The sequence below is a fragment of the Sphaerisporangium flaviroseum genome (genome assembly GCF_039537005.1).
Taxonomy (GTDB): Bacteria; Actinomycetota; Actinomycetes; order Streptosporangiales; family Streptosporangiaceae; genus Sphaerisporangium; species Sphaerisporangium flaviroseum.
The window spans coordinates 101363-126233 of sequence record NZ_BAAAZR010000001.1 but is presented as its reverse complement, the minus strand read 5'-3'; the positions used below and the strand labels follow the sequence as shown (position 1 = coordinate 126233).

Here is a 24871-nt window from a genome sequence, read left to right as displayed (position 1 = left end):
GGACCATGACCGACCCCGACCGGCTCTGGGACAGCCCCGAGCCGGAGAGCTCCTACGACGTCGTGATCGTCGGAGGCGGCGGGCACGGCATCGCCACCGCCTACTACCTGGCGAAGAACCACGGGATCACCAACGTCGCCGTGCTGGAGAAGGGCTGGCTGGCCGGTGGCAACATGGCACGCAACACGACCATCATCCGGTCGAACTATCTGTGGGACGAGAGCGCGGGCATCTACGAGCACGCCCTGAAGCTGTGGGAAGGGCTGGAGGAGGAGCTCGGCTACGACGTCCTGTTCAGCCAGCGTGGCGTGATGAACCTCGCGCACAGCCTCCAGGACGTGCGCGACAGCGTGCGCCGCGTCAACGCCAACCGGCTGAACGGCGTGGACGCCGAATGGCTGGACCCGGCACAGGTCAAGGAGCTGTGCCCCATCGTCGACATCCGCCAGGACTCGCGCTACCCGGTCCTAGGGGCCACCTACCAGCCTCGCGCGGGGATCGCCAAGCACGACTACGTCGCCTGGGGATACGCCAGGGCCGCCTCCGCGCTGGGCGTCCACTTCATCGAGCACTGCGAGGTCACCGGCATTGAGGTGGTGAACGGCAGGGCGGCGGCGGTGCGGACCACGCGCGGGCGCATCGCGGCGGGCCGTGTGGCGCTCTCGGCCGCGGGTCACTCCTCCGTGGTGGCCGAGATGGCCGGGCTGCGGCTGCCCGTCCAGAGCCACCCTCTCCAGGCCCTGGTCTCCGAGCTGCTCGAACCGGTGCACCCCACCGTCGTGATGTCGAACGCGGTGCACGTCTACGTCAGCCAGGCGCACAAGGGCGAGCTGGTCATGGGCGCGGGCATCGACGCGTACAACTCCTACCGCCAGCGCGGGGCCTTCCACATCATCGAGCAGCAGATGGCCGCCGCGCTTGAGCTGTTCCCCATCTTCGCCCGGGCGCACGTGCTGCGCACCTGGGGCGGGGTGGTCGACGTCACCCCGGACGCCTCGCCGATCGTCGGGCTCACCCCCGTCGACGGCATGTACGTCAACTGCGGCTGGGGCACGGGCGGCTTCAAGGCGACACCCGGCGTCGGCTGGTGCTACGCGCACACGATCGCCAACGACGGGCCGCATCCCCTCAACGCGCCCTTCACCCTCGAACGATTCACCACCGGCGCGCTCGTGGACGAGCACGGCGCGGCCGCCGTGGCCCACTGAAGGAGCCCGACCGATGCTGCTGATCCCCTGTCCGTGGTGCGGGCCACGCGACGAGGCCGAGTTCCGGTACGGCGGGCAGGCGCACGTCCCCTATCCGCAGGACCCAGGCGCACTCACCGACGAGGAGTGGGCGTACTACCTGTTCTTCCGCGACAACCCGAAGGGTCCGTTCGCCGAGCGGTGGAACCACGCGGCCGGTTGCCGCCGCTGGTTCAACCTGACCAGGGACACGGCCACCAACGAGATCCGGCCGGGCACCGCCGCGGGCGACGGGGGAACACGATGACGCGCCGCCGGGCCGGTCACGAGGGCGAGAAACTGCGGTTCACCTTCGACGGCCGCGCCTACGAGGGACGGCGAGGCGACACCCTGGCCGCCGCCCTGCTGGCCAACGGGGTGCGGCGCATCGGGACCAGCGTCACGCTGGGCCGCCCGCGCGGGGTCTACGGCGCGTGGACCGAGGAGCCCAACGCCGTGGTCCAGATCGAACGGCCCTTCCCCGAGCCCATGGTGCAGGCCACCACGATCATGCTGTACGAAGGGCTGGCCGCCTCGAGCCTGGCCGGCCGGGGAAGGCTCTCGCCTGACCCCGATCCGGCACGCTACGACGCCACGCACGCCCACTGCGACGTCCTGGTGGTGGGAGCCGGTCCCGCGGGCCTAACGGCCGCGCTGGCCGCAGCGCGCACCGGCGCCCGGGTGATCCTCGCCGACGACCGCCCCGTGGCCGGAGGCAGCCTGCCGGACACCGCCGAGACGGTGGACGGGCGGCCCGGCGCCCAGTGGGCGCTCGAGACGGCCGACCGGCTCCAGGCCCTTCCCGACGTGCGCGTCCTGTCCCGTACGAGCGTCGTCGGGTACTACGACCACAACTACCTCGTCGCCGTGGAGCGCCGGGGTGAGGACGCGGTGACCAGGGAGCGGGTCTGGCGGATCCGGGCGGGCAGGGTCGTGCTGGCGACGGGCGCGCACGAACGGCCGATCGCCTTCAGCGGCAACGACCTCCCGGGGGTCATGCTGGCGTCCGCCGCGCGGGCGTACGCCAACCGGTACGGCGTGCGGGCCGGTCGCCGGGCGGTGGTCTTCACCGCGGGCGACAGCGCGTACGACGCGGCCCGCGACCTCGCGGAGGCGGGTGTGGAGATCGTCGAGATCGCCGACGCCCGGGAAGGGCGGCTGGTGACCGGGGTCCTCGGCGGCTCCGGCGACCAGGGTGTGCGGGCGGTGCTGATCGGTTCACGCGAGGTGGAGGCCGACCTGCTGCTCGTCTCCGGCGGCTGGAACCCCGTGGTCCACCTGTTCAGCCAGGCCGGCGGGGAGCTGAAGTACGACAAGGGCCTTGGCGCCTTCGTCCCGGGAGGCGCCGCCCCGGCCGGTCAGGCCGTCGAGGTCGCCGGGTCGGCACGGGGCGTGCTCACCCTGGCCGGATGCCTGGCCGACGGCGAGGCCGCCGGGTCCGGCTCACCGCGGGCCCCCCTGGCGGACGTACGCGCGGAGCACGTGTGGCTGGTCCCCTCCGACGACTACACCGGTCATTTCGTCGACCTCCAGCGGGACGTGACCGTGGCCGACCTCCGGCGGGCCACCGACGCGGGCCTGCGTTCGGTCGAGCACGTCAAGCGGTACACCACGGCGGGCACGGCCCACGATCAGGGCAAGACCTCCGGCACGCTGACCGGCGCGGTCGTCGCCCACCTGCTCGGGGTCGGCGTCGCGGACCTGGGCACGACCACGTTCCGCGCGCCGTACGTCCCGGTGTCCTTCGCGACCCTCGCCGGACGTGACCGGGGCGCGCTGCACGACCCCGTACGGGTCACCGCCATGCACGACTGGCACGTGTCCCACGGGGCCCTGTTCGAGAATGTCGGGCAGTGGAAACGGCCCTGGTACTACCCCGCGCAGGGGGAGGACATGGAGAGCGCGGTCCTGCGCGAGTGCCGGGCCGTACGGCGGGCGGCGGGCGCCATGGACGCCTCCACGCTGGGGAAGATCGACGTCCAGGGCCCGGACGCGGGGGAACTGCTCGACCGCCTGTACACGAACATGATGAGCACGCTCAAGGTGGGCGCGATCCGCTACGGGGTGATGTGCCGGGCCGACGGCATGGTGTTCGACGACGGCACCGTCATCCGCCTGGCGCCTGACCGCTTCCTCGTGACCACGACCACGGGCAACGCGGCGGCGGTGCTCGACTGGATGGAGGAGTGGCTGCAGACCGAGTGGCCCGGGCTCCGCGTCCACTGCACCTCGGTGACCGAGCAGTGGGCGACCGTCGCGCTGGCCGGACCCGGTTCGCGGGACGTGCTGGCCGGGCTCGCCCCGGACCTGGCCGTGGACACCGAGAGCTTCCCGTTCATGACCTGGCGCGACACCGAGGTGGCCGGCCTGCCGGCACGGGTCTGCCGGATCAGCTTCTCCGGCGAGCTGGCCTACGAGATCAACGTCGGCTGGTGGTACGGGGCCGAGCTCTGGAAGGCCGTCCTCGGGACCGGCGCGGTCACGCCGTACGGAACCGAGACCATGCACGTCCTTCGCGCCGAGAAGGGATACCCCATCATCGGCCAGGACACCGACGGCACGGTCACCCCGGCGGATCTGGGCATGGACTGGGTCGTCTCGAAGAAGAAGGCCGACTTCATCGGCAAGCGGTCCCACTCCCGCGCCGGCATCACCCGGCCCGGCCGCCGGCAGATGGTGGGACTGCTGCCCGAGGACCCGGACGTCCTGGTGCCCGAGGGCACCCAGTTGGTGGCCTTCGACCGGCTGCCTGAGCCGCCCGTGCCCATGCTCGGCCACGTCACCTCCAGCTACCGCAGCGCCGCCCTCGGGCGTACCTTCGCGCTCGCGCTGGTGAGCGGCGGCCGGGAGCGGATCGGCGAGCGCCTGTACGCTCCCGTCGGCGACCACCTGATCCCGGTGACGGTCACCCACCACGTCCTATACGACCCTGAGGGAGCACGCCGCGATGGCTGAGCGCAGGGCTCCGAGGAGATGCCGGCAGGACATGAGGGGATGGCGGAACCGATGAGGCGGCCGAGTGACACGGCGGATCGGCGGGTGAGCCCGCTGGCCGGGTTCGACGGCATCACGGACGCCCGGCTACGCGTACGGGAGATCCCGTTCCTGAGGCAGACCGTCATCCGCGCCGACCCCGGCCGGCTCGGGCCGCAGTGGCCGGTCGAGCCGGGGACCTGGCTGCGCTCCGGCGAGGCGGACGTGCTCTGGCTCGGCCCCGATGAGTGGCTGGCCATCGGAGACCCCGGCCTCACGCCGTCCCCCGAGATGGCCGTGACCGATGTGTCGGCGCTGCGGACGACGCTGCTCGTGGCCGGGCCGGGGGCACGCGACCTGCTGGCGCACGGATGCGCCCTCGACCTGCACCCCTCGGTGTTCGGTCCGGGCCGCTGCGCGCAGACCATGCTGGCGCGCGCCAACGTCGTGCTGGTCGCCCGCGAGGACGACGAGTTCTGGGTGCTGGTCCGCGCGTCCTTCGCCCGGTACCTCGCCGACTGGATCACCGACGCGGCGGTCGACTACTAGGACTCGGCGGCGTCCAGCCGGGCGACCAGGCGTTTGGGAGCCACGATGCGGTAGCTCTCCTCCACCCAGTCACACAGCACGTCGGCCTCGGGCATGTCGTCGGTGAACAGGATCCTGACCCATCCCGACTTGCCGAGACCGTAACCCGCGGGAGCCGCACCGGGCACGCTGAGCGCGTGACCGTGGGACTGGCGCAGCTTCACCGAGAAGCCCGGCTTCCACTTCTCGCTCTCCCCGTCCACCCCCAGAAAAACGAAGACCTTCTTGTTGACCTTGATGACGGTGTCGCCCCACGGGTGGTCCTCGTAGGCCTCGGGGAGGGTGAGGGCGAACTCGCGTAGCCCTTCACGAGTCTTCTGCCATTGGCTCATGAGCTGATTGTGGTGCCTTGGCCGGACTTGGGCATCGGGTTGCGGCGGGATCGCCGGGAGACGCCTGTGCTGTGGCCGGAGCACTTCGGATCCCGTACGGCCGCTCCCTCCAGCGGCAGCCGTTCACTTTGCGTGACCAGCTCGTGCCCTTCGACCCGTAGGCCGGGAAGGGCGGTCGTCGCGAAGCCTCCCTCCCGGTGGGATCGGCCATCGAAGGATCGGCTACTGACAGTGATTGCACGGTAACGGAATGGTCCACTAGCCTTGGTGTATGGCCATGGCGGTGACGCTTGCGGAGCTCAGGGCGAAATACGGCCGAAACTGGCTGGTCTCCGACGCGGTCGGAGGCGGGTGGTACGCCGTGCGGCGCCACAGCCTGTCACGCGAGGTCCTGGAGCGCGGTCTGTCGAACGTGCGGTGCGCGGCCACGCTCGCCGCGCTCGCCGCGGGACTGACGGCCGAGACCGAGCTGGAGGAGCGCCTCCTCCGAGGCGGCGAGGCGCTCGAACAGGCCGCCTCCCGGCACTGATCCTCGGCCGCACCGAGGAAGCCTCGCCGAAGGCACTATTAGCAGGGTTGATACTGCCGAAAGCTTTCGGACCGTTGACTGCTGGCTTCGTTACATTTACGTTTCATGACACGAAACCTCTCGGAGATATCCCGAAAGTTTCAGCGACCATGCGTCGCGACCGTCATCGGGGTCCACACGACCGTCATCGAGGACACAAGTGAGGCACCATGAAACGTCTCCTGCTGGGGCTGGTCACCATCGTGCTCGCGCTGGCCATACCGCTCCCGGCGCACGCCGGTAAGGCTCCCGACAACCTTCGCGAGTTGTCGCACAAGCTCGGGGTGTGGATCGGCTCCGCCGTCGACGTCACCGCCCTCGCCGGTGAGGCCGACTACCGCACGGTGCTCAACCGCGAGTTCACCCACATCACCGGCGAGAACGCGATGAAGTGGGAGTCGATCGAGGCCGAGCGGGGCGTGTACACCTGGGAGGCCGCCGACGCGGTGGTCAGGAACGCCCAGCGCAACCGGCAGAAGGTGCGCGGGCACACCCTCGTCTGGCACAACCAGCTCCCCACCTGGCTCACCGAGGGCGTCGCCGACGGCAGCATCGACGCCAAGGAACTGCGCAAGATCCTGCGCGACCACATCATGACCGAGGCCGGCCGGTACCGCGGCAAGATCCGCGCCTGGGATGTGGTCAACGAGGTGGTGGACGACGACGGCAACCTGCGCCAGACCATCTGGCTGACCCACCTCGGCCCCGGTTACATCGCCGACGCCTTCCGCTGGGCGCACCAGGCCGACCCGCACGCCAAGCTCTACATCAACGACTACAACCTGGAGTGGGACACCGACAAGATCAACACCACGCTGAACATCGTCAAGGACCTCAAGGCCAAGAGGGTGCCGATCGACGGCATCGGCTTCCAGGGGCACCTGGGCATCCAGTACGACTACCCGGCCGACTTCCCCAACGTCATGCGCCAGTTCACCGATCTCGGCCTGGAGGCCGCGATCACCGAGGCCGACGTGCGCATGGTGCTGCCGGTGACGCCGGAGAAGCTGGCCACCCAGGCCGACTACTACAAGCGGATGCTGTCCACCTGCGTCGCCGACCGGCGCTGCGTCGAGTTCACCGTCTGGGGCTACACCGACCGCCACTCCTGGGTGCCCGGCTGGTTCGACGGTGAAGGCGCCGCCTGCATCATGGACGAGAACCTGAACCCCAAGCCTGCCTACAACGCCCTGCTGTCGGTCCGCAAGAGGTGACCCGCCACTCCCGAGCCCGGCGGCCGTGTCCTCCTCCGGTACACGGCCGCCGGGCGCGGTGCGGCCGTCCGATCATGCCGAGGCGGTCCTTTCATTGCGGAAAGGGGGCCGGTTTGGCAGTGTTCGATCGTGGTGCACGCCCTCATCGTGGCCGGTCGCCCGATGCACGAGTTGCTCGAACGCCAGACCGCAATGCTGGCCAGGCGGCTCGTCCAGGGCTTCGCGGAGCAGATCCCGATCTACCGGCGACTGCCCAGGGAAGAGCTCGACGGCGACATCACCCGGATCACCGTGCACAACCTGCGGCTGATCTGCCGGATGTTCCGCGACCGCCTCCCGCCCACCGGAGCGGACCTGTCGCCGATGCGCTCCTCGGCGGCCCGCCGCGCCCAGGAAGGGGTGCCGCTGGAGGCGCTGCTCGCCGCCTACCACTTCGGCGCCCGCGTGGTGTCGGAGCAGCTGTTCGCCACCGCCACGCCGTCCGACCTCGATGACGTCCTGGCCGCCAACCGCCTCATCCTCGTCTACACGGAGGCGGTGACGGGCGCGGTGTGCACTGCCTACCTGGAGGAGCGCGAGAGCATGCTCAGCCACGAGCAGCACGCGATGCACGCGACGGTGTCCGCGCTGCTCGCGGGCGACCAGGTGGCGCTGGCGGGAGTACGGCTGGCGCCGCGCTACCTGGTGATGGCGATCGCGCTCGGCAGGCACGACGACGAGGAGTCCGCCGAGTCCGGAGGGTTCATCGCCGGGCGGCGCAAGCTCCACCGGATCGCGGCCGCGCTGCGACGGCAGGCGGGGGATCCGGTGCTGTCGGTGCTCGACACGACGGGCGGGCTCCTGCTCGTCCCTTGCGGCGGCGGTGACTCACCCGATGAATGGGCGGCCGGGCAGATCACCGCCGAGTTGAGCAAGGCCGCGGGCGTGCCGGTGTGGGCCGCCGCCGAGTTCGCGCCGCCCGCGAACGTGCCCGCCGCGGCGAAGCTGGCCGAGGAGGTGCTGGAGGTGGTGCAGATCTTCCAGCAGCCGCCGGGCGCCTACCGGCTCGCCGACGTGCTCCTCGAATACCAGCTCACCCGGTCGAGCCCGGCGACGGCCGCGCTCGCCGGGCTGCTCGACCCCCTCGTGGACAACCCCGACCTGCTCAGGACGCTCAAGGTGTACCTGGACACGGGGCTCGACCGGCGGCGGTCGGCCGAGGTGCTGCACGTGCACCCCAACACGGTCGACTACCGGCTGCGCAGGGCCGTGAGCCTCACCGGCCTCGACCCCATGGACCCGGCGCACCTCCAGCGCATCGGGGCGGCGCTGGCCGCGCGGCGTCAGCTCGGTCACCGGCGCTGACGCCGCGCGGTCCCGCGTACGAGCTTCGCTCAGACCCCGGAGACCGCGGCCGTGACCACGGTGGCGAAGTTGCGCATGCCGAGGGCGTTCGGGTGGAACGGCGCGGCGGGAGCGGCCGGGATGTACGGCTCGATCCAGCGGACGCCGGGGGCGGCGCACGGGTCGTGGCCGGCACTCGGGGTCTGCAGGTCGATGAAGCCGACACCGGCGGCGGCCGCCTGCTCGGCCAGCATTTGGTTGAAGTACCGCAGGGTCGCGCGGATGTAGTTGGCGTCGGACCTGATGATCGGGACACGCGGGTAGCACCCGTTCGGCGGGGCGTAGGTGGCGTAGCCGACCACGAAGATCCTGGCCTGCGGGGCACGGGCGCGGATGTCGGCGGCCAGTGTGGTCAGCCGGGGACGCAGCGCGTCGGTCTCCACCCTCCAGCTGTCCTGGCCGTTGACGATGTAGTCGTCGTTGCACGCGTCGCCGACGGGGGGCGGCAGCAGGTTCAGGCAGTCCTCGATGAAACCGGTCAGGCCGACGTCGTTGGCGCCGATCTGCACGGTGACGAGCGTGGTGTCCTGGCTGAGCGCGTCGAGCTGCGGCGGCAGGGTACCGAGGTCGGTGCGCTGCGGCTGGTACATGTCGGTGGTGTCGGCGCCAGAGCAGGTGACGTCGCGGAAGGTGGCGGCGCCGATGGCCCTGGCGGTCAGGTGCGCGTAGTTGTGGTCGGAGCGCCAGCAGCCGAGGTCGGGGAGGACCTGGTTAGGGACGAGCGGACCCGAGGCGGCCGAGTCACCGAGCGCCACGTACACCTCGCCCTGCGCGGCCTCCGCTCGGGGGACGATCGCGAAGACCAGGGCGGCCGCGGCGAGCATGGTGAAGATCCGTCTGACCATGGGGACTCCTTCGGCGGGGGTGGGGGGTGGGGAATCCGGGTCTTCGGTCAGCGGCGGAACGGGCCGGTCACTTCGTAGGTGATGCCACCGGTGCCCAACGACTCGCCGCTGGTGCCGCGCTGGGAGGAGAAGTACAGCCGGGTGCCGTCCGGTGAGAAGGCGGGTCCGGTGATCTCCGACCCGCTCTGGCCGTCGAGCCGCAGGACAGGGGCGACGACGCCGTCGAAGGTGATGATGTTGATCTCCATGTTGCCCCCGTCCTCGGCCACGTAGAGATCTCCTGGCGGCAGGCCGGTGATGTTGTCGACGCCGTCGAGCGTGCCACCGCCGTCGTAGACGGAGGTCACCGTCTGGCGGGTGGTGTCGTAGGCCCAGACCTTGCGGTCGCCCTTGGCGGTGAAATAGCAGATCCCGCCGGCGTAGTAGCAGCCTTCGCCGCCGTTGAAGTGCCTGGCGGCGGACACCTGGTGGCGGGTCTGCCGCCCCAGGACCCCCGGCGTGGGGTCGGGGACGGGCCGCCACTCGACGCTGTCGCCGCCGATGCCGCACAGGACGTCCAGCCTGCCGCTGGACAGGTCGCCCCAGACGTTGGGGGTGAAGCGGTAGAAACAGCCGTCGCTCTCGTCCTCGGTCAGGTAGATGGCCGCCCGGTCGGGGTCGCAGGCGGCGGCCTCGTGCTTGAACTTGCCCATGGCCGGGCGCTGCTGGGCCGCGCGCGTGCCGTACGGGTCGGTCTCGTAGACCTTGCCGCGGAAGATCTCCTCGCATGACAGCCAGGTGTTCCACGGGGTGCGCCCGCCCGCGCAGTTGAGGTTGGTGCCGCTCAGGATCCGGTACGCCCGGTCGATCGAGCCGTCGGCCGCGAACCTGATCGCCGACGCGCCGCCTACCAGGGGCACCTCGGAGTTGGACACGTAGATCCAGCCGCTGCCGTCGGCGAAGCAGGCGCCGCCGTCGGGGGCCGGATGCCAGATCGTGCCGCCCACGCTCCGGCCCGACCTGGCGACGACGCGACTGCTGAACCCGGCGGGCAACGCGACGCCGTTGCCGTCGGCCGCGCCCAACGGCCCGTAAGGGCTCTCGCCGGCCGTCACGGAAGCGGCTCTCGCCGAGGTGGCCGCGACGGCATCGTGCCAGACGGCACCGGAGAAGGCGGCGGCTCCCAGACCTGCGGAGACTGTCCTCAGAAAGGTACGGCGGCGCATCACGTCTCCATAGGCCGGAGTTGGTTTCGCAGACACACGATCTGCCACACCGGTCATTCTGGGAACTGGACGGCGCGGTAAATCCGCACAGTCAAATCTGTGACGCCTCACAAACCCCGCCCCGCCCTGTGAGCCACCACAACCCGCTACCCGTCAGCTGACCTGCCCTTCCGGGCGGGGCCCTGGTGTGCCGCTAACCGCGCCACCAGTTCGAGCCGACGCCGCCGTCGGGGCCGATCCAGAACACGTCCAGATGTTCGGGGAAGCGGGAGACGGCGGTTATGGCGCCGGGGACGGCGTGACGGGGTGGGGCGATGGGGAACGGCTGGTGCCAGCCGCTGGATTGGTTCCACCAGTTCGAGCCGACGCCGCCGTCCGGGCCGATCCAGAACACGTCCAGATGTTCGGGGAAGCGGGAGACGGCGGTTATGGCGCCGGGGACGGCGTGACCGGGTGGGGCGATGGGGAACGGCTGGTGCCAGCCGTCGGCCTGGTCCCACCAGTTCGAGCCGACGCCGCCGTCCGGACCGACCCAGAACACATCCAGATGCTCCCGGAAACGGGAGACGGCGGTTATCGCGCCCGGCACGGCGTGACCGGGTGGGGCGATGGGGAACGGCTGGTGCCAGCCGTCGGCCTGGTCCCACCAGTTCGAGCCGACCCCGCCGTCCGGACCGACCCAGAACACATCCAGATGCTCCCGGAAACGGGAGACGGCGGTTATCGCGCCCGGCACGGCGTGACCGGGTGGGGCGATGGGAAATGGCTGGTGCCAGCCGTCGGCCTGGTCCCACCAGTTCGATCCCACCCCGCCGTCCGGGCCGACCCAGAACACGTCCAGATGTTCGGGGAAGCGGGAGATCGCAGTGATCGCGCCCGGCACGGCGTGACGGGGTGGGGCGATGGGGAACGGCTGGTGCCAGCCGCTGGATTGGTTCCACCAGTTCGAGCCGACGCCACCGTCGGGGCCGATCCAGAACACGTCCAGATGCTCCCGGAAACGGGACACGGCGGTTACGGCACCCGCCATCGCGTGACCGGGTGGGGCGATCGGGAACGGCTGGTGCCAGCCGTCGGCCTGGTCCCACCAGTTCGATCCCACCCCGCCGTCCGGGCCGATCCAGAACACGTCCAGATGCTCGGGGAACCGGGAGACGGCCGTCAGGTCGCCGAACGCGGCGTGGCCTGGTGGGGCGATCGGGAAGGGCTGGTGCCAACCGGTGCGGCCGGAATAGCGAGTGCGCCAGCGTTCGACCAGGCCGTGTAACTGGTAGAAGTACGTGCTCACCGGTGAGTCGAAGGTGGCCAGGTCCGGCTCGCCGAAATGGATGGCGGAGGCGTTGTGCAGCCAGCCGTGGATGTTGTTGCCGCCGAATTCGCCGAACTCGATGAACCGGCCCAACTCGTCGAGGGACCCGAACGACCCCAGATCGTTGGTCAGCCGGCTCTCGTCCGCTGCCAAAGCGGCGTTCCAGCCCAGGGTGGATCGTTTGAGCTCATCGGGGATGGCGTTCCAGGGGGCGACCGTCGCCGGGGTGAAACCGGATTGTGTGCGGTACCAGTCCAGGGCCTTGGCTACGTAGTCCCGGTGGAAGTCCAGGAAATTGACCCCCGCCCCGGGATTGAACGCGCGGGGAACGCGTCCGCCCGCGTTCGGCGGGGCGGTGTGCCAGGCGTGGTGCTCGTGCATCAGGTGTTCGGGGTAGTTCGGGATCCGCATTCTCAGCCTCCGCCATTCGGGCCGGTACGACCTCTCATGGTGGAATGAGAACCGCTCGGCGTACATGAGTAGGGCCATACTCAATTAGTTGGAATGACGGCTCGGAAAGCGGCCCGGCGCACCACGGCAAAGGGTGACCGCCCGTGCTACGGTCCTCGCCCGGGGCTAATTGCACCGATTTATCCTGGATATCCGCTACCGCAAGACGTGCGATATGGCCTGATTTCTAGAGCGTTGTTCGGGGCGGTAGCCGAGCGGGAACAGCGTCGTGCACCAAGAAGTCGTCGCCGACCTGCTTCTACAGGGACCGGCTCGCCGAGGCCCTGCGGCCGTTCAGAACCGCCCTGCATTCACTAGAGGAGCCGTTCAGAACCGCCCCGCATTCACTAGTGGAGATCGTCGCCGATCCGATCACGGCGACCGCTCCGAGCTCCGACACCGCGCGGACGCTGTACGAAAGGAGTGCCTCAAGCACCCTGAGGTCGCCCACGAGATCGGTGGCGTGCTCCTGTGAACCCGGTCGGGATGAAGCTCCCGGACCGGGTTCCCGTCGTCGTTGGACGATCTTAGGTGAGTGTCTGCTCCGTCCCTGGTCGGTGGGACGCCGCGCGCCACCGGGGCGGGCGGTCGTCTGTCGCCCTCAGGGCGTCAGCACACGATGAAGATGCTCTTCCAGCCGACGGGCGTCCGCTGCTCCGCGTGGCGGTTGGATGGCAGCTCGAAATGCATCACACCCTGCGTGTCGGGCTGGTTGTACATCCGGCCGCTCTGGCCGTCGCCGTACCACTTGTACGACCCGTGGAAGGGGATGTTGGACGGACCGCACCGGTCGATGACCACCGACCGGCCGGTGAAGCCCGGTCCCTCGTAGGCCACGTACTGCGAGGCGTAGGCGGCACCGCCCATGACCACGACCATGGCGGCGGAGATGACGGGGACGAGGGCGATTCGCTTCACGGTGATCCTTTCGATGGGCTCTGCTTTACCGTGAGTATGCATACCGTCACTGTCAGTGAACGAAACCTGCCGCACAGTGGAGTGGACCGCTCGTCGAAACCAGCTCGTCCGGGAAGGTGCGGGAATGGCACAAGGACCTCGAGGGGGCCGCGGTGAGTGCGATCACCAAGGCGGTGCCTGCCGGGCAGGAGTACGGCCGGTCACTGTTCACGACCGGTTCGGGGGAGATCTTCGTGATCTCGTGGCGGTACCTGCTGCCTGACGAATAGCGCAGAGGCCGATGGCGGGGGCCCACGGCCGTTCGGTGATCTGTGAGGGCCTCGCGCATGCGGCCGAGAGGAGGTCCGGAGCCCTCTGGAGTGGTGATCGTCCGATGAGCTCAGCTCATCACTTAGGGGCCGATCTGGGACGTTAGGGGTACGGCGGCCGCCGAGGATCACGTCATCGTGGAACCGACGTTCCATCTCATTCCTCGGAGAGGCAGGCCATGAGGCACGCCGTTGTCATCGGAGCCAGCATCTCCGGCTTGCTGGCCGCCGCCGCCCTCAGCAGGACCGCGGAGCGGGTCACCGTACTGGACAGGGACGAGTTGCCCGAGGAGGACGTCCACCGCCGCGGCACGGCGCAGAGCCGGCATGCCCACGGCCTCCTGGCCCGGGGCCTGGAGGTCATGGAACTGCTGCTGCCCGGCCTTACCGCCGAACTGATGGGTCGCGGGGCGTTCGACGGGGACCTGCAGGCCGACTGCCGGTGGATCAACGAAGGGCGTCGCCTGGCCCCGGCGCAGGCCGGCATGCCGGGACTCCTGGTCAGCCGCCGGCTCTTGGAAGGCCAGATCCGGCGACGAGTCACCGCGCTCCCCGGAGTGGAGGTGACCGGCGGGAGTCAGGTCTTCGACCTCACCAGCAGCGGCGACCGGGTCACCGGTGTCCGGCTCGTCTCCGGTGAGACGATCAGCGCCGACCTGGTCGTCGACGCGTCGGGCCGAGGCTCGCGCACCCCCTCCTGGCTGGGACGGCTCGGCTTCCCCGCGCCCGAAGAGGAACGGGTCGAGATCGACCTGACCTACACCACTCGGGTGTTCCGCCGGCGTGCCGAGGACCTGGCCGGGGACCCGGTGGTCATCATGGCCGCGACCCGGGCGATCCCCCGCGCCGGGGTGGCGCTGGCCATGGAGGGTGACCAATGGATCGTCACCATCGGTGGGTACGGCGACGCGCCACCGTCCGGCTACGAGGGCTTCGTCGCCTACGCGAAGTCCCTCCCCGCGCCCGACATCCACGAACTGGTCACCTCGGCCGAGCCGCTCGACGAGGGGTGCCACCACCGCACGCCGGCCAGCGTGCGGCGGCGATACGAGCGGCTGTCCCGCTTTCCCCGCGGCCTGGCGGTCGTGGGCGACGCGGTGTGCGCCTTCAATCCGATCTACGGCCAGGGCATGAGCGTGGCCGCGGTGGAGGCGTTGAGGCTGGGTGAGTGGGCCGGTCGGGAACGTCCGGCGCGTGAGCTGTTCCGGTCGATCGCCCGGGTCATCGACGGGCCGTGGGACATCGTGGTCAGCGGCGACCTGCGGCTGGCTGGAGTCCGCGGGCGGCGAACACCCAAGATCAGGATGATCAACGCCTATTTGGAGCGCTTCCATCGCGCCGCCGAGCACGACGTCGAGCTCGGTCGTCGCTTTCTGCGCGTGGCCAACCTCATCGATCCTCCGTCGGCTCTCCTGCGACCGGCCTGTCTGTTCCGCGTGTTCCGGGGCGGTGGCGGTGGCGGTGCGGGCGGCTCCGGCGGTACCAGCGGTACCAGCGTGGATCGTCGCGACCCTGCAGTAGGTGAGGCGCGACAGCGCTCAGGCGTCGGCGCTGCCTGATCCGGCCGGCGCGCCCACCCGGCTCCCTGGCTGACCCGGCTCAACTCAGGGAGCCGTGAATCCCCCGGCGCACCCTCCACCTCTACGCCGGGCTCACCGGTTGAGCCGCCACAGGGCCGAGAACCGGGTCCCGCGCGGTCTCAGGGATGGCTCCTTCTCTCTGGGGCTTGTGACGCACGGCATTATCCGGCCGGAGCGGTTGACAGTGCGGGCAGGACAGGCGTGAGCCGCCCGGTGCGCTCCAAGCGCGTTATCGCCAACGCGGAGCCCAGACCGGCGCACACGAGTAGCAGCCAGGGAAGGCTCGGAAGATGCCGGCTCACGGCCAGGTCGATCGCGGCACCGCTGGCGAGGTTCCCGGCCAGGATGCCACCGCCCGCGAGCAGGTTGTACAACCCGTAATAGGTGCCGATCAGACGGCCGCCGCCGATGTCGGCGATCGTGGCCATCTCGAAGGGAAAGGCGATGAGCGTACCGGCTGTCAGCATGAGCGTGCAGGTGACCACCGGGACAAGGGCGAGTGCCGGCGGCAGGTGAAGAGGTGCCACGATCGCCAGGGGTACGAATGCCAGCGCCATCAGCGCCAGCCCCTTGGCCATCGCCTGGCCGCGGCTCCAGCGTGCCGAGCACCACGCTGTGATCGAGACCTGGCCGGTGATCCCCATCACGGCGGAGATCACGTAAATGATCACCACGCCGTCCGCGCCGCCCGTGACGCGCTGCACCTCCAGCGGCAGGCCGAGGTACATCTGATAGGACAAGGCGTACGAGGCGATCATCGCGGTGGCGAAGGCGAGGAAAGGACGGTTGGCGAAGGCCTCACGCCAGTCGTGCAGAACCGGTCGGCCGGCGTCTGCCTCCGCGCCGCGCCGGGCGGGTAGGCACCTCCATTGCAGTACCGCCAGTACGGCGAAGATCGCTGCCGCCGACAGGCAGACCGTCCGGAAACCGGAGCCGAGCAATGCGACGCCGACCAGCGGGCCGGCCAGGATGCCGACTTGGTAGAAGACGTTGAACACGGCGAAGGCCTCGACCTTGCGGTCCCCCGCCTCATGGGCGAGGTAGGCGCGAGCGGCTGGATTGAACAGCGCTCCCGCCAGACCGCTCAGCATGGCGGCGACGAGCAGAACCGGCAGCGAGTCCGACAGGCCGAACAACGCGAACCCGACGGTACGCAGCGCGCATCCGGCCATGATCAAGGGCTTGTAACCGAGCCGGTCGGCCAGAGTGCCGCCGATCAGGAACAGTCCCTGCTGGCTGGCGTTGCGTAGCCCCAAGATCAGGCCGACGGTCCATACCGCCAGGTGGGCTTTCGTGGTCAGATGCTGCGCCAGGTACGGCATGAGCATGAAGAAGCCCAGGTTGATACCGACTTGATTGATCTGAAGTATCTGGATCGGACGGCTGAAGGAGCGGAACTGGCGCCAGGTCCCGATCACGACGTCCGTCATGCCGCGCTCAGCGGGTCGCTCACCCTGGTGCAGCGGGTCCAGCGCGTCACCTCGCGCTCGGTGGGTGTGACGAGCTGGTCGGGCTCGGCGGCCGGTGGTCCGTCGAGTAGGCCATTGGCCTGGCAGAAGCCGTCATCGAAGATGGTGTCCCAGTAACGCCACGGCCCGTCGGGGAAGATCGCGACGATGGTCTCAGCGGGGCGGATGGTGGCCAGCCAACCCGCCACCAGTCCTACCGCGCCGGTGCTCCAACCGCCCGAGACGTAGTGCCCCGCGGCCAGTGCCCGGCAGGTCGACACGGCTTCTGCGGCGTTGACCCAGTGCACCTCACTGAAGCTCTCGTAGGCGACGTTGCGTGGGTGGATGCTGGAGCCCAAGCCTCGCATGAGGCGGGGTCGGGCGGGCTGGCCGAAGATCGTGGAGCCGACGGTGTCGACGCCGACGAGGTCCAGGTGGGGAAAGTGCTGGCGCAGCACTGTGGAGATCCCGGCGCTGTGGCCGCCGGTACCCACCGAGCACACCAGCGCGTCGATGTGCGGCAGCTGGCCGAGCAGCTCGTGGGCCAGCCCGGCGTAGGCGCCGACGTTGTCCGGGTTGTTGTACTGGTCCGGGCACCAGGAATGGGGTATCTCCGCGAGCAGGCGCCAGGCGTGCTCGCGACGGGACTGTTGCCAGCCGCCGGTCGGGTGAGGCTCGGGGACGATCTCCAGGCGCGCGCCGTAGGAGACCAGCAGCCGCCGCATGAGGGGCTCCATGCCCGGATCGCCGACGAGCACGACCGGGTGAGAGTAGATGATGCCGGCGAGGGCCAGCCCTAGACCGAGCGTGCCGCTGGTCGACTCCACAATGGTCGCGCCCGGCCGAAGCTCGCCGCGGGCTCGCGCTCTGCGGATCATGTGCAGCGCCGGCCGGTCTTTGATCCCGCCGGGGTTGAAGCCTTCGAGCTTGGCCCAGAACCCCTGTCGCGGGGCGGCCGGATTCGGCACGAACGTCAGCGGAGTGTTCCCCACGGCCAAGCCAAGGGACGAGTTCGCCGAAGCGGGCACGCCACTCCGGTGCGCGGTGATTATTAGCGATGACACGTTTCTATCCCCGAAAGTGAGATGATGCGGAGTTTGCAGGCATGGCGACATACCGTCACACCGATGTGAACAACGGTGTGACGAGTACGGCAGCCGCCTATATACGCATCACGCAGATATTCGTGGGATCGGGAATTGAGCGCGTCAAAGTGTTCGCAGGTACCGGTCGCAGGCGCATGCCGCGGTACTCGGCCAAGGCCGGGCACGCCGCCTGGGCGGCGGCCGGCATGTGCACGCTGGAGGGTCCGGTCGCCGAGCAGTCCTCCTCGGTCCCGTGCCGGTGCCCTGGTGGCAGGTCATGGTGATGGCAGTCCGCCTCTGTCAGCACCCAAGGCGCCGACGCGGCAGTGTGGATGGCGTGGGCGTCCGCCTCCGACATGATCACGGCGGCGCAGGCCCCGCCATGGGTGAACACCAGTGAGGCGATCATGGCGACCAAGAGCACCACATTCACCAGCAACCGGCCGGCGCCCGATGCGGCCGGTCGGCAGAAGAGCCTCACTGATGTCCCGAACATCACCCGCCGATGATGCCCGCGGCCATCACACGACGCGCCCAGCCGATACACAGCCTTTCGCAAAACGGATTTTCGCCTCCGCCCGCTGAAACAGCGACTATTCCGCAAGAGGCTGACGGAGGTGGAAAGTCGCCACGCCGACGCCGCGCCAATGCCGCTACTAACAGGCCATCTCGCTGAGACTGGAACCGGATCCGCACCGGTGGGTCGGGTCTACCGGATGCCGTGCCGGCCGCTGATACGTGTGGAGATTTCGATGGTCCTGTCCAGACGAGCGATGGTCACAGGACTGGGCGCACTGGCGGCGAACCCATTGGCCGGCTCCCCGCAACGGAGCCGGCGCCCGGCAGGTCCCACCGCCCCCGAGCCACCGGCCGTGCCCGCCGGTGTAGCACCCGAACGGCTTGCGCGAGACGAGCGTTTCTGGGGGGCCGTTGCGGCTCAATTCCACGTGAGCGGCGAGTTCATCAACCTGGAGAACGGTTATTACGGGATCATGCCGGAGCCGGTGCGCCAGGCCTACCACCGCAATGTCGATCTGCTCAACGAGAACAACTCCCGCCTGCTGCGCACCACCTACAAGGCGCAGGCCGACCAGATCCGGCACCGCATCGCCCAGGTCTTGGGTGCCTCCACTGAGGACATCGCCCTGACCCGCGGTGGTACCGAGGCCCTGCAAGCCCTTATCGCCGGGTACAACCGTCTGCGTCCGGGAGATGCCGTCATGTACGCCGACCTGGACTATCACAGCGCCCAGTACGCCATGAACTGGCTGCCCGACCGACGCGGTGCGCGCGTCGAGCGGATCACGATCCCCGAACCGGCGACGTGTCAGGCGGTGTTGGACACCTACGAACGTGCGCTGGAGGAGCACCCGCGGGTGAAACTGTTGCTGCTCAGCCACATGAACAACCGCACCGGACTCGTCATGCCGGTGCGTGAGATCCTCGCGATGGCCCGCCACAAGGGCGTTGACGTGATCGTCGACGCCGCCCATTCCTGGGGCCAGCTCGACTTCGGTATCGATGACCTCGACACCGACTTCGCGGTGTTCTCCCTGCATAAATGGATGGGAGCACCGCTGGGATCAGGCTTCGTGTACATAAGAAAGCACCGCTTGGCCGACGTTGACATGGCCTTCGCCGACGAGACCTACCCCGCCGGCGACATCCGCTCGCGAGTGCATTCGGGCACCATGGACGTCGCTCCCATCCTCACCGTTGGCACCGCCCTGGACTTCCACAAGGCGCTGGGCGCGGCCAACAAACAGGCCCGCCTGAGGTTCCTACGCGACCGCTGGGTCCACCAAGTGCGCGACATCAAAGGCATGCAGATCCTCACCCCCGACGAGCCCGCCATGTACGGGGCGATCACCGCGTTCCGTTTCGCCGGCCGGGCTCGCACTGCCGACAACGTCGCCATCGCCGACCATCTGCTGGAAAGGCACCGAATCTTCACCGTGCAGCGCAGTGGAGTGACAGCCGGCGCCTGCGTGCGGGTCACCCCTGCTCTGTTCACCACACCCGACCAACTCGACCGGCTCGCCAGTGCCTTGCGCGAGCTACCTTCGGCTCTGCGCTAGCGCACTCGAGTTTCGCCCCGAACGGTCCGCCGGGCGACGACGCGACCAGGAGCAGCGCTATGAATGACGCCGCAGGCAGGCTGAACAGCGCGGCGATGCCCCAGCCCAGCAGCGGGATGATTAACAGGTTGGCCAGCAGCGCCAGCAGGAGCAGCGGGAGATCGGCGAAGATGGCGCGCAATGCCGATAGCGTGGCTCCGAGTCCGGCGCCGAACATGGTGGTCGCGATGAAGATCACGGTGACCGCTTTGAACAGCAGATGCAGCGTGTCCATATAACCTCCCCTGGTCGTCGTGCCAGGGCGGCAGCGTGGCCGTGCTTCAGTCTCGGAGATCGCCGAGCCAGCGCAGGGCGCTCAGTCCGGGCATGAAGCAGTATTCCCCGCCGCGCGTGACGACGAACTGGGGCAGTGCGTGCAGGCGCTCGGCCGCGTTCAGGAGGCGCCCGAACGTCCACGAGCGGGGGTCGACGCCCCTGAGCGCGAGCTGCCCGTCCCACGAGCCCCAGCAGTCGGCGATGGAGTGGCAGAGGCGGACGACGACATGATAGGGCGCTGGCCGTACACCTCCGACAGCCACTGCACCAACTGCAGATGGATCCGGTCGGGCAGCCGCAACCCCACGTCGACCACCCTGGCGTCCCCACCTTCTCGGCGTGCCGGGCCGCCTCATCGGGGTCACCCGACTCGAACACCACCGTGGCGGCCGGGTCGCGCACCTCCCACCAGGCGTACCGTTTGGCCGACTCCGGCAGCATGAACCCGGCAATGTACCGCCGCACCGCCGTGCTGGCCGTCTTCAACGTCTCCGCCGAAGACCCCCGCAGGTTGCCCTCCTCGACGCCCAGCTTGCGGTACGTCTCCTGCAGCCCCTCCCACGCATCCAAGTACACGTCGCCCATCACCTCGGGCTTGAAGAACAGCTCGATATCGTCGCCGACCTCCGCGACGTGAGGCTCCTTGTTGATCGTGAACTGCTGCCGTGCCACAGGCGCTCCCGTTAACCCTCATGCTGGTGCCCGGCCCACAACCAGCGGCACAGCCAGGAGCCTACGCGCTCCACTCTGTCCACCACTCTTAGCTCATGCACAACCCTTACTCGACCGCCACATTCAGCAGGTGACTGACAGTTGGATGTACTCCGGGCGGGAATTGCATACCGCTTCTGAATCGCTCACGCTAGGAACACGAACGACCCCCACGCTCAAGCTTGAAGGGTTCGAGCGTGGAGGCCCTCTCTTCACGGCCCTGGCGGCTGCTCCCCAAGAGCGTGTACCAGGGCCGTCATCCTGTGAAGAAGTCCAGGATCACCCGGAGCGTCTCGGCATAGAGCCGAGCGAGCAGGCGGAGCCAGAGCGGCTCATCCGGTTCTGATACCTCAGAGCAAGGCACCTTGGTCATGGTCCCCTCCCTTCATGCTTGCGGTTTGGACCGGCCGCGGCGACGGTTCAAGCTGCAAAGCACGTCGAAAGGTTGCCTTCAAACTAGGGCGGCGCGCGAGAAGTGCCTAGTGGTGGCTAGTTCATACTTTTGTGGCCACCCATCCGGGTCGGTAACTCCCCAAAAGTGGGTATCTCAGAGTTTCTTCTGTAGAGAGGTCGCCGGAAGGACGCGCACGTACAGATTCTTCCCAGTCCCACGGCAGCGGAACGCCGATCTGGCCGAGGCACTACCAGCAGCTGGGACCACTTCGACTAACCAAAGATCTGCCGCAGAGCGTCCGCCAGGAACGGCCGCGCCCCCGCCTTGGCGCGCACGATGCGGCCGGTGCCGCGACGGTACTCCCGTTCCCCCCGGTGGATCCACATCGCGTAGGCGACTGCGGCGACGATGTCCTACCCCGTCGTCGACTCGCCCCGCCGCGGACCCTCGATGAAGATCCGTGACCGCAGGGTGCCCGTGTCGACCGGCGGGAGCACCTTGCTCAGCGCCTGGTCTGCGCGACGCGCGCGTGCACCTGGCGGCCGATCTCCTCGCCCGGGTCCAAGGCCAGGCGCTTGAGCGCGCGTTCGTCGATCCGGACGGTGACCCGTACGCTCACGACACGTCCCCCGGGCAGGGGGCGCACCCGGGCAGCGCCACGGTGACCCGCTGCTCCACCCCGGCGCACCCGCCCTGCGGGCCGAGGATCTTTTGGGTGCCATGACGAACCGGCGGCCGCGCGGCCCGGCCGTGTGCGGCAGGCAGCACATCAGCGCGTTGTACACCGTTACCGCGTCCACGTACGCCACCCGCGCCGCCGCCTCCAACTCGGCGCACGCCAGCGGGCAGCCCCGCTCGTCGAGCGTTGGGACGCAGCGCAGCAGGGTGACCACCATCTCGGCAGCGGTGGTCGGCGGCGGCACGCAGTTGACCAGGCCGCGCACCGTCCGGTCTTCCTGCGGGAACTGCTGGTTGGAGGGGTAGAGGCGGTAGACGTGCACGGTGAGCTGCCCGCCGCCCTGGGCGTCGGTGCATGGGTCGGCGCACTCCCAGGCCGGCGCCCCCGGCGTGACGCACACCCGGCGCGGGCAGCCGGGCTGCCCATCCACCGCGGCGGCGGTGTCCTCGAGCGCCTGGCACACACGCCAGCACCACCGACGCCAGGTCGTACACGCCGAGGACGGTCAGGGCCATTGGGTCATCCTCGGCCACTGGTAGTCGGGGGACATCACCCGCGACGCCGACTCCAACCGGTACGGGTTCACCGTGGACAGCCACAGGTCGACCAGGGTGAGTCCGGTCCGGCCCTCAGAGAAGATCGTCGTCGGGTCTGCGATGTCGACCTGCACCCCCTGACGGATGACCCGGGTCACGTTCCCGGCAGCCTGCAGGTGTCGCAGCCCTTCGTCCCGGGCGGCAGGCAGGCGAGTACCAGCTGGCAGGTCAGCTCGCTGACGGCGGCGATCGCGTCCTCATCCAAAACAAGCCCGGTCCGGTAGGTGACACAGAACGCCCCAGCCTCGCCGCACGGCGCTGTCATGTCTGAGCAGTCGGGCCAGCAGCCGCCGTCGACGCGGGTGAGCAGGCCGGGCACATCCCCCCGGTACGTGGCGGCTGGCAGCGGCCGGCAGCGCCTGGCCGTCGATGACCACCTCGACGACGTCGTACACCGGGCCCTCCAGCTGGACCTCGCACAGCTGGGTGCACGAGGAGGACGGGGCGCAGCCGCACACGCTCGCGTTGTACCAGCGGCCCGCCGAGATGTGCAGTGCTCCGGCTGGCCAAACAGCGCTTCCCGGTGTCGCCGGTAGAGTAATTGTCAAGACCCGTGGATTGGCGACCCAGCGGGGAGACTGGGGTTGAGTCTCCCGTAGGGGGAGGCGCGAGAGTGCGGGCATGGACGGCGACACGCTCTTCACGATCGGTGACCTGGCCCGGCGGACCGGGCTGACGGTCAAGACCATCCGGTTCTACTCCGACACCGGGATCGTGCCGCCGACAGACCGCAGCCCGGCTGGCTACCGGCTCTACGACATCGGCGCGCTCACACGTCTGGATCTGGTGCGCACCCTGCGTGACCTGGGCCTCGACCTTGCCGTCATCCGGCAGGTACTGGACCGGGAGGTCTCGGTGCCCGAGGTCGCGGCCGCGCACGCCGATGCCCTGGAGGTGCAGATCCGCACTCTGCGACTGCGGCGCGCTGTGCTGCGCGCGGTGGCCAAACGCGGCTCCAGCCCCGAGGAGATGGACCTCATGCACAAGCTCGCCAAGCTTTCCGACGACGAACGCCGACGCCTGATCACCGACTTCATCGACGACACGTTCGGTGGGCTCGACGCCAACGCCGACTTCGTCGACATGATGCGCTCGGCCATGCCCGAACTGCCGGACGACCCCGAACCCGAGCAGGTCGACGCCTGGGTGGAACTCGCCGAACTCACCCAGGATCCCGACTTCCGCGCCGCCGTGCGCCGCATGGCGGAGTACCAGGCGGCCGAGCGCGCCCGAGGCGACCGCACCGGCTTGCACCACGATCTCACCGAGACCGTTCGGGACAGCGTCGGCCGCGCGCTCGATGCCGGCATCGGTGCGGCCTCGGCCGAGGCCGCACCGATCATCGACGCCCTCACCGCCCGCTACGCGCAGACCTTCAGCCGCGCCGACGACGCCAACTTGCGCCAATGGCTGCTGACCCGCCTGGAGATCGCCGGCGACCCCCGCGCGGAACGCTACTGGCACCTGCTGGCCGTGATCAACGGATGGCCCGTCCCGCCCAGCCTGGCGCCGGTGTTCACGTGGTTCGCACAAGCCTTGCGCGCCCGCACTGGGCAGCAGTCCCGCGTGGAGTAGTCCCGCGCCTGGCGGCCAGCCCGGTCCTCGCGGCTTTGATCAGGCCGCGAGGGTCTCGGGGCGTTCGACAAGGCGGCCGGCCTCGAAGCGGGCTCCGGTGCGGACGAGGGCGACGAGGTGGGGTGCGTTCACCGCGCGCCACCGCTGTTGGGCGGACTCGACGAGTTTGAAGACCATGGCCAGGGCAGCGGTGCGGGAGCCGGCACCGCGGGTGACCTTGGTCCGCAGCCGGACGGTGGAAAAGGTCGATTCGATGGGGTTCGTGGTCCGCAGGTGGATCCAGTGCTCGGCCGGGAAGTCGTAGAACGCCAGCAGTTGGTCCTGGTCGTCGGTGATCTTCTTGACGGCCTTGGGGAACTTCGCGCCGTAGAGCTTGGCGAAGGTTTTGATCGCCTGTGCCGCGTGGTCGCGGTCCTCGGCGTTGTAGATGTCCTGGATGGCCTTCTTCGCGCCCGGCTGCGCGGACTTCGGCATGGAGTCGAGGACATTGGCTGTCTTGTGAACCCAGCACCTCTCCTCACGGGTTTCGGGGAACACCTCGGCCAGGGCCTTCCAGAAGCCTAGGGCGCCGTCCCCGACCGCGAGCACCGGGGCGCGCATGCCCCGGCGGGCGCAGTCGCGCATCAGATCAGCCCACGACTCACCGGATTCGCGGTAGCCGTCCTTTAGCGCGACCAGCTCCTTGGAGCCGTCGGCGCGGACCCCGATGAGCACGAGGACGCAGGCTTTGGCCTCCTCCAGGCGGACGTTGAGGTGGATGCCGTCGGCCCACACGTACACGTAGTCGACGTCAGACAGGTCGCGGTCCATGAAGGCGGCGTGGTCGGCCTGCCACTGCTGGGTCAGCCGGGTGACCGTCGCCGGGGAGAGCCCGGCGGAGGAGCCGAGGAATTGCTCCAGAGCCGGCACGAAGTCGCCGGAGGACAGGCCGTGCAGGTAGAGCAGCGGCAGCACCTCGCTGATCTTCGGCGACTTGCGGCACCACGGCGGCAGGATCGCGGACGAGAACCGCTTGCGCTCGCCGGTGGCCTCGTCGACGCGCTTGTCGTTCACCCGCGGCGCCTGTTCAGAGAGTCCCGACTGAAACAATG

At 69.2% G+C, this 24871-nt stretch carries 22 protein-coding genes and 1 pseudogene; 11 read left to right on the top strand and 12 right to left on the bottom strand.

Going from position 1 to position 24871, the window contains the following annotated elements:
- The first annotated feature begins 5 nt into the window (after positions 1-5).
- The 4 genes from ABD810_RS00600 (at position 6) to ABD810_RS00585 (ending at position 4748) form a co-directional block, all read left to right on the top strand.
- Positions 6-1208: a sarcosine oxidase subunit beta family protein gene (locus ABD810_RS00600; RefSeq protein ID WP_344932834.1), complete on the top strand. Its 1203-nt coding sequence runs from the start codon at positions 6-8 to the stop codon at positions 1206-1208.
- Between the two features lie 13 nt (positions 1209-1221).
- Complete coding sequence (locus ABD810_RS00595) at positions 1222-1494, top strand: sarcosine oxidase subunit delta (RefSeq protein ID WP_344932832.1); 273 nt, start codon at positions 1222-1224, stop codon at positions 1492-1494.
- Positions 1491-4181 carry a 2Fe-2S iron-sulfur cluster-binding protein gene (locus ABD810_RS00590; RefSeq protein WP_344932830.1) on the top strand — a complete coding sequence of 897 codons (2691 nt, stop codon included), beginning with the start codon at positions 1491-1493 and terminating at the stop codon, positions 4179-4181. The genes ABD810_RS00595 and ABD810_RS00590 overlap by 4 nt, the downstream gene beginning before the upstream one ends.
- 84 nt (positions 4182-4265) lie before the next feature.
- Positions 4266-4748, top strand: a complete 483-nt coding sequence (locus ABD810_RS00585; protein WP_344932828.1) for a sarcosine oxidase subunit gamma — start codon at positions 4266-4268, stop codon at positions 4746-4748.
- On the opposite strand, the gene ABD810_RS00580 is transcribed toward ABD810_RS00585, so the two are convergent.
- Positions 4745-5119 carry an MmcQ/YjbR family DNA-binding protein gene (locus ABD810_RS00580; RefSeq protein WP_344932826.1) on the bottom strand — a complete coding sequence of 125 codons (375 nt, stop codon included), beginning with the start codon at positions 5117-5119 and terminating at the stop codon, positions 4745-4747. The two genes, ABD810_RS00585 and ABD810_RS00580, sit on opposite strands and share 4 nt — an antisense overlap.
- Before the next feature lie 277 nt (positions 5120-5396).
- On the opposite strand from ABD810_RS00580, the gene ABD810_RS00575 reads away from it, so the two are divergent.
- The 3 genes from ABD810_RS00575 to ABD810_RS00565 all read left to right on the top strand — a co-directional run bounded on the left by ABD810_RS00575 (position 5397) and on the right by ABD810_RS00565 (position 8245).
- Positions 5397-5648, top strand: a complete 252-nt coding sequence (locus tag ABD810_RS00575) for a hypothetical protein (RefSeq protein ID WP_344932824.1) — start codon at positions 5397-5399, stop codon at positions 5646-5648.
- Between the two features lie 209 nt (positions 5649-5857).
- Complete coding sequence (locus ABD810_RS00570) at positions 5858-6901, top strand: endo-1,4-beta-xylanase (protein ID WP_344932820.1); 1044 nt, start codon at positions 5858-5860, stop codon at positions 6899-6901.
- Between the two features lie 129 nt (positions 6902-7030).
- Positions 7031-8245 (top strand): PucR family transcriptional regulator, encoded by a 1215-nt coding sequence (locus tag ABD810_RS00565; RefSeq protein WP_344932818.1) that lies wholly within the window; start codon positions 7031-7033, stop codon positions 8243-8245.
- Positions 8246-8274: 29 nt separating this feature from the next.
- Here ABD810_RS00565 and ABD810_RS00560 read toward each other — a convergent pair whose 3' ends face one another.
- The 4 genes from ABD810_RS00560 to ABD810_RS00545 form a co-directional block, all read right to left on the bottom strand.
- Complete coding sequence (locus ABD810_RS00560; RefSeq protein WP_344932815.1) at positions 8275-9129, bottom strand: SGNH/GDSL hydrolase family protein; 855 nt, start codon at positions 9127-9129, stop codon at positions 8275-8277.
- Between the two features lie 47 nt (positions 9130-9176).
- Complete coding sequence (locus ABD810_RS00555) at positions 9177-10334, bottom strand: alkaline phosphatase PhoX (protein ID WP_344932813.1); 1158 nt, start codon at positions 10332-10334, stop codon at positions 9177-9179.
- 193 nt (positions 10335-10527) lie between these two features.
- On the bottom strand, positions 10528-12054 hold the full coding sequence (locus ABD810_RS00550) for a beta propeller lectin (RefSeq protein WP_344932811.1): 1527 nt from the start codon (positions 12052-12054) through the stop codon (positions 10528-10530).
- A gap of 648 nt (positions 12055-12702) precedes the next feature.
- Complete coding sequence (locus ABD810_RS00545; protein ID WP_344932809.1) at positions 12703-13011, bottom strand: MiAMP1 family antimicrobial peptide; 309 nt, start codon at positions 13009-13011, stop codon at positions 12703-12705.
- Between the two features lie 487 nt (positions 13012-13498).
- On the opposite strand from ABD810_RS00545, the gene ABD810_RS00540 reads away from it, so the two are divergent.
- The gene (locus tag ABD810_RS00540) at positions 13499-14878 is read left to right on the top strand and encodes an FAD-dependent oxidoreductase (RefSeq protein ID WP_344932807.1); all 1380 of its coding nucleotides are present in this window, start codon (positions 13499-13501) and stop codon (positions 14876-14878) included.
- Between the two features lie 182 nt (positions 14879-15060).
- Here ABD810_RS00540 and ABD810_RS00535 read toward each other — a convergent pair whose 3' ends face one another.
- The gene (locus tag ABD810_RS00535; protein ID WP_344932805.1) at positions 15061-16329 is read right to left on the bottom strand and encodes an MFS transporter; all 1269 of its coding nucleotides are present in this window, start codon (positions 16327-16329) and stop codon (positions 15061-15063) included.
- Positions 16326-17411: a PLP-dependent cysteine synthase family protein gene (locus ABD810_RS00530; RefSeq protein WP_344932803.1), complete on the bottom strand. Its 1086-nt coding sequence runs from the start codon at positions 17409-17411 to the stop codon at positions 16326-16328. Before ABD810_RS00530 ends, ABD810_RS00535 begins: the two co-directional genes overlap by 4 nt.
- 968 nt (positions 17412-18379) lie before the next feature.
- Between ABD810_RS00530 and ABD810_RS00525 the strand changes: the two genes are divergently transcribed.
- Positions 18380-19510 carry an aminotransferase class V-fold PLP-dependent enzyme gene (locus tag ABD810_RS00525; RefSeq protein ID WP_344932801.1) on the top strand — a complete coding sequence of 377 codons (1131 nt, stop codon included), beginning with the start codon at positions 18380-18382 and terminating at the stop codon, positions 19508-19510.
- Here ABD810_RS00525 and ABD810_RS00520 read toward each other — a convergent pair.
- Positions 19443-19784 carry a hypothetical protein gene (locus ABD810_RS00520; RefSeq protein WP_344932799.1) on the bottom strand — a complete coding sequence of 114 codons (342 nt, stop codon included), beginning with the start codon at positions 19782-19784 and terminating at the stop codon, positions 19443-19445. The genes ABD810_RS00525 and ABD810_RS00520 overlap by 68 nt on opposite strands.
- 46 nt (positions 19785-19830) lie before the next feature.
- Positions 19831-20088, bottom strand: a complete 258-nt coding sequence (locus tag ABD810_RS00515; protein WP_344932797.1) for a hypothetical protein — start codon at positions 20086-20088, stop codon at positions 19831-19833.
- Positions 20089-20102: 14 nt separating this feature from the next.
- Between ABD810_RS00515 and ABD810_RS00510 the strand changes: the two genes are divergently transcribed.
- Positions 20103-20462 carry a hypothetical protein gene (locus ABD810_RS00510; protein WP_344932795.1) on the top strand — a complete coding sequence of 120 codons (360 nt, stop codon included), beginning with the start codon at positions 20103-20105 and terminating at the stop codon, positions 20460-20462.
- Between the two features lie 881 nt (positions 20463-21343).
- On the opposite strand, the gene ABD810_RS00505 is transcribed toward ABD810_RS00510, so the two are convergent.
- Together ABD810_RS00505 and ABD810_RS00500 are read right to left on the bottom strand one after the other, a co-directional pair.
- Positions 21344-22072: a hypothetical protein gene (locus ABD810_RS00505; protein WP_344932793.1), complete on the bottom strand. Its 729-nt coding sequence runs from the start codon at positions 22070-22072 to the stop codon at positions 21344-21346.
- 42 nt (positions 22073-22114) lie between these two features.
- Positions 22115-22303, bottom strand: a complete 189-nt coding sequence (locus tag ABD810_RS00500) for a hypothetical protein (RefSeq protein WP_344932790.1) — start codon at positions 22301-22303, stop codon at positions 22115-22117.
- A 523-nt stretch (positions 22304-22826) separates the two neighbouring features.
- Between ABD810_RS00500 and ABD810_RS00495 the strand changes: the two genes are divergently transcribed.
- Positions 22827-23780 carry a MerR family transcriptional regulator gene (locus ABD810_RS00495; RefSeq protein WP_344932788.1) on the top strand — a complete coding sequence of 318 codons (954 nt, stop codon included), beginning with the start codon at positions 22827-22829 and terminating at the stop codon, positions 23778-23780.
- A gap of 39 nt (positions 23781-23819) precedes the next feature.
- Here the strand turns inward: ABD810_RS00495 and ABD810_RS00490 are convergent.
- Positions 23820-24845: pseudogene (locus ABD810_RS00490) on the bottom strand (IS256 family transposase); the annotation flags it as partial.
- Positions 24846-24871: the final 26 nt, after the last annotated feature.

Coding starts and splice junctions, on each gene's coding strand:
- ABD810_RS00600 (WP_344932834.1), top strand. CDS start 6: ATGACCGACCCCGACCGGCTCTGGGACAGCCCCGAGCCGGAGAGCTCC.
- ABD810_RS00595 (WP_344932832.1), top strand. CDS start 1,222: ATGCTGCTGATCCCCTGTCCGTGGTGCGGGCCACGCGACGAGGCCGAG.
- ABD810_RS00590 (WP_344932830.1), top strand. CDS start 1,491: ATGACGCGCCGCCGGGCCGGTCACGAGGGCGAGAAACTGCGGTTCACC.
- ABD810_RS00580 (WP_344932826.1), bottom strand. CDS start 5,119: ATGAGCCAATGGCAGAAGACTCGTGAAGGGCTACGCGAGTTCGCCCTC.
- ABD810_RS00575 (WP_344932824.1), top strand. CDS start 5,397: ATGGCGGTGACGCTTGCGGAGCTCAGGGCGAAATACGGCCGAAACTGG.
- ABD810_RS00570 (WP_344932820.1), top strand. CDS start 5,858: ATGAAACGTCTCCTGCTGGGGCTGGTCACCATCGTGCTCGCGCTGGCC.
- ABD810_RS00560 (WP_344932815.1), bottom strand. CDS start 9,129: ATGGTCAGACGGATCTTCACCATGCTCGCCGCGGCCGCCCTGGTCTTC.
- ABD810_RS00555 (WP_344932813.1), bottom strand. CDS start 10,334: ATGCGCCGCCGTACCTTTCTGAGGACAGTCTCCGCAGGTCTGGGAGCC.
- ABD810_RS00550 (WP_344932811.1), bottom strand. CDS start 12,054: ATGCGGATCCCGAACTACCCCGAACACCTGATGCACGAGCACCACGCC.
- ABD810_RS00540 (WP_344932807.1), top strand. CDS start 13,499: ATGAGGCACGCCGTTGTCATCGGAGCCAGCATCTCCGGCTTGCTGGCC.
- ABD810_RS00535 (WP_344932805.1), bottom strand. CDS start 16,329: ATGACGGACGTCGTGATCGGGACCTGGCGCCAGTTCCGCTCCTTCAGC.
- ABD810_RS00520 (WP_344932799.1), bottom strand. CDS start 19,784: ATGGACACGCTGCATCTGCTGTTCAAAGCGGTCACCGTGATCTTCATC.
- ABD810_RS00510 (WP_344932795.1), top strand. CDS start 20,103: ATGGATCCGGTCGGGCAGCCGCAACCCCACGTCGACCACCCTGGCGTC.
- ABD810_RS00495 (WP_344932788.1), top strand. CDS start 22,827: ATGGACGGCGACACGCTCTTCACGATCGGTGACCTGGCCCGGCGGACC.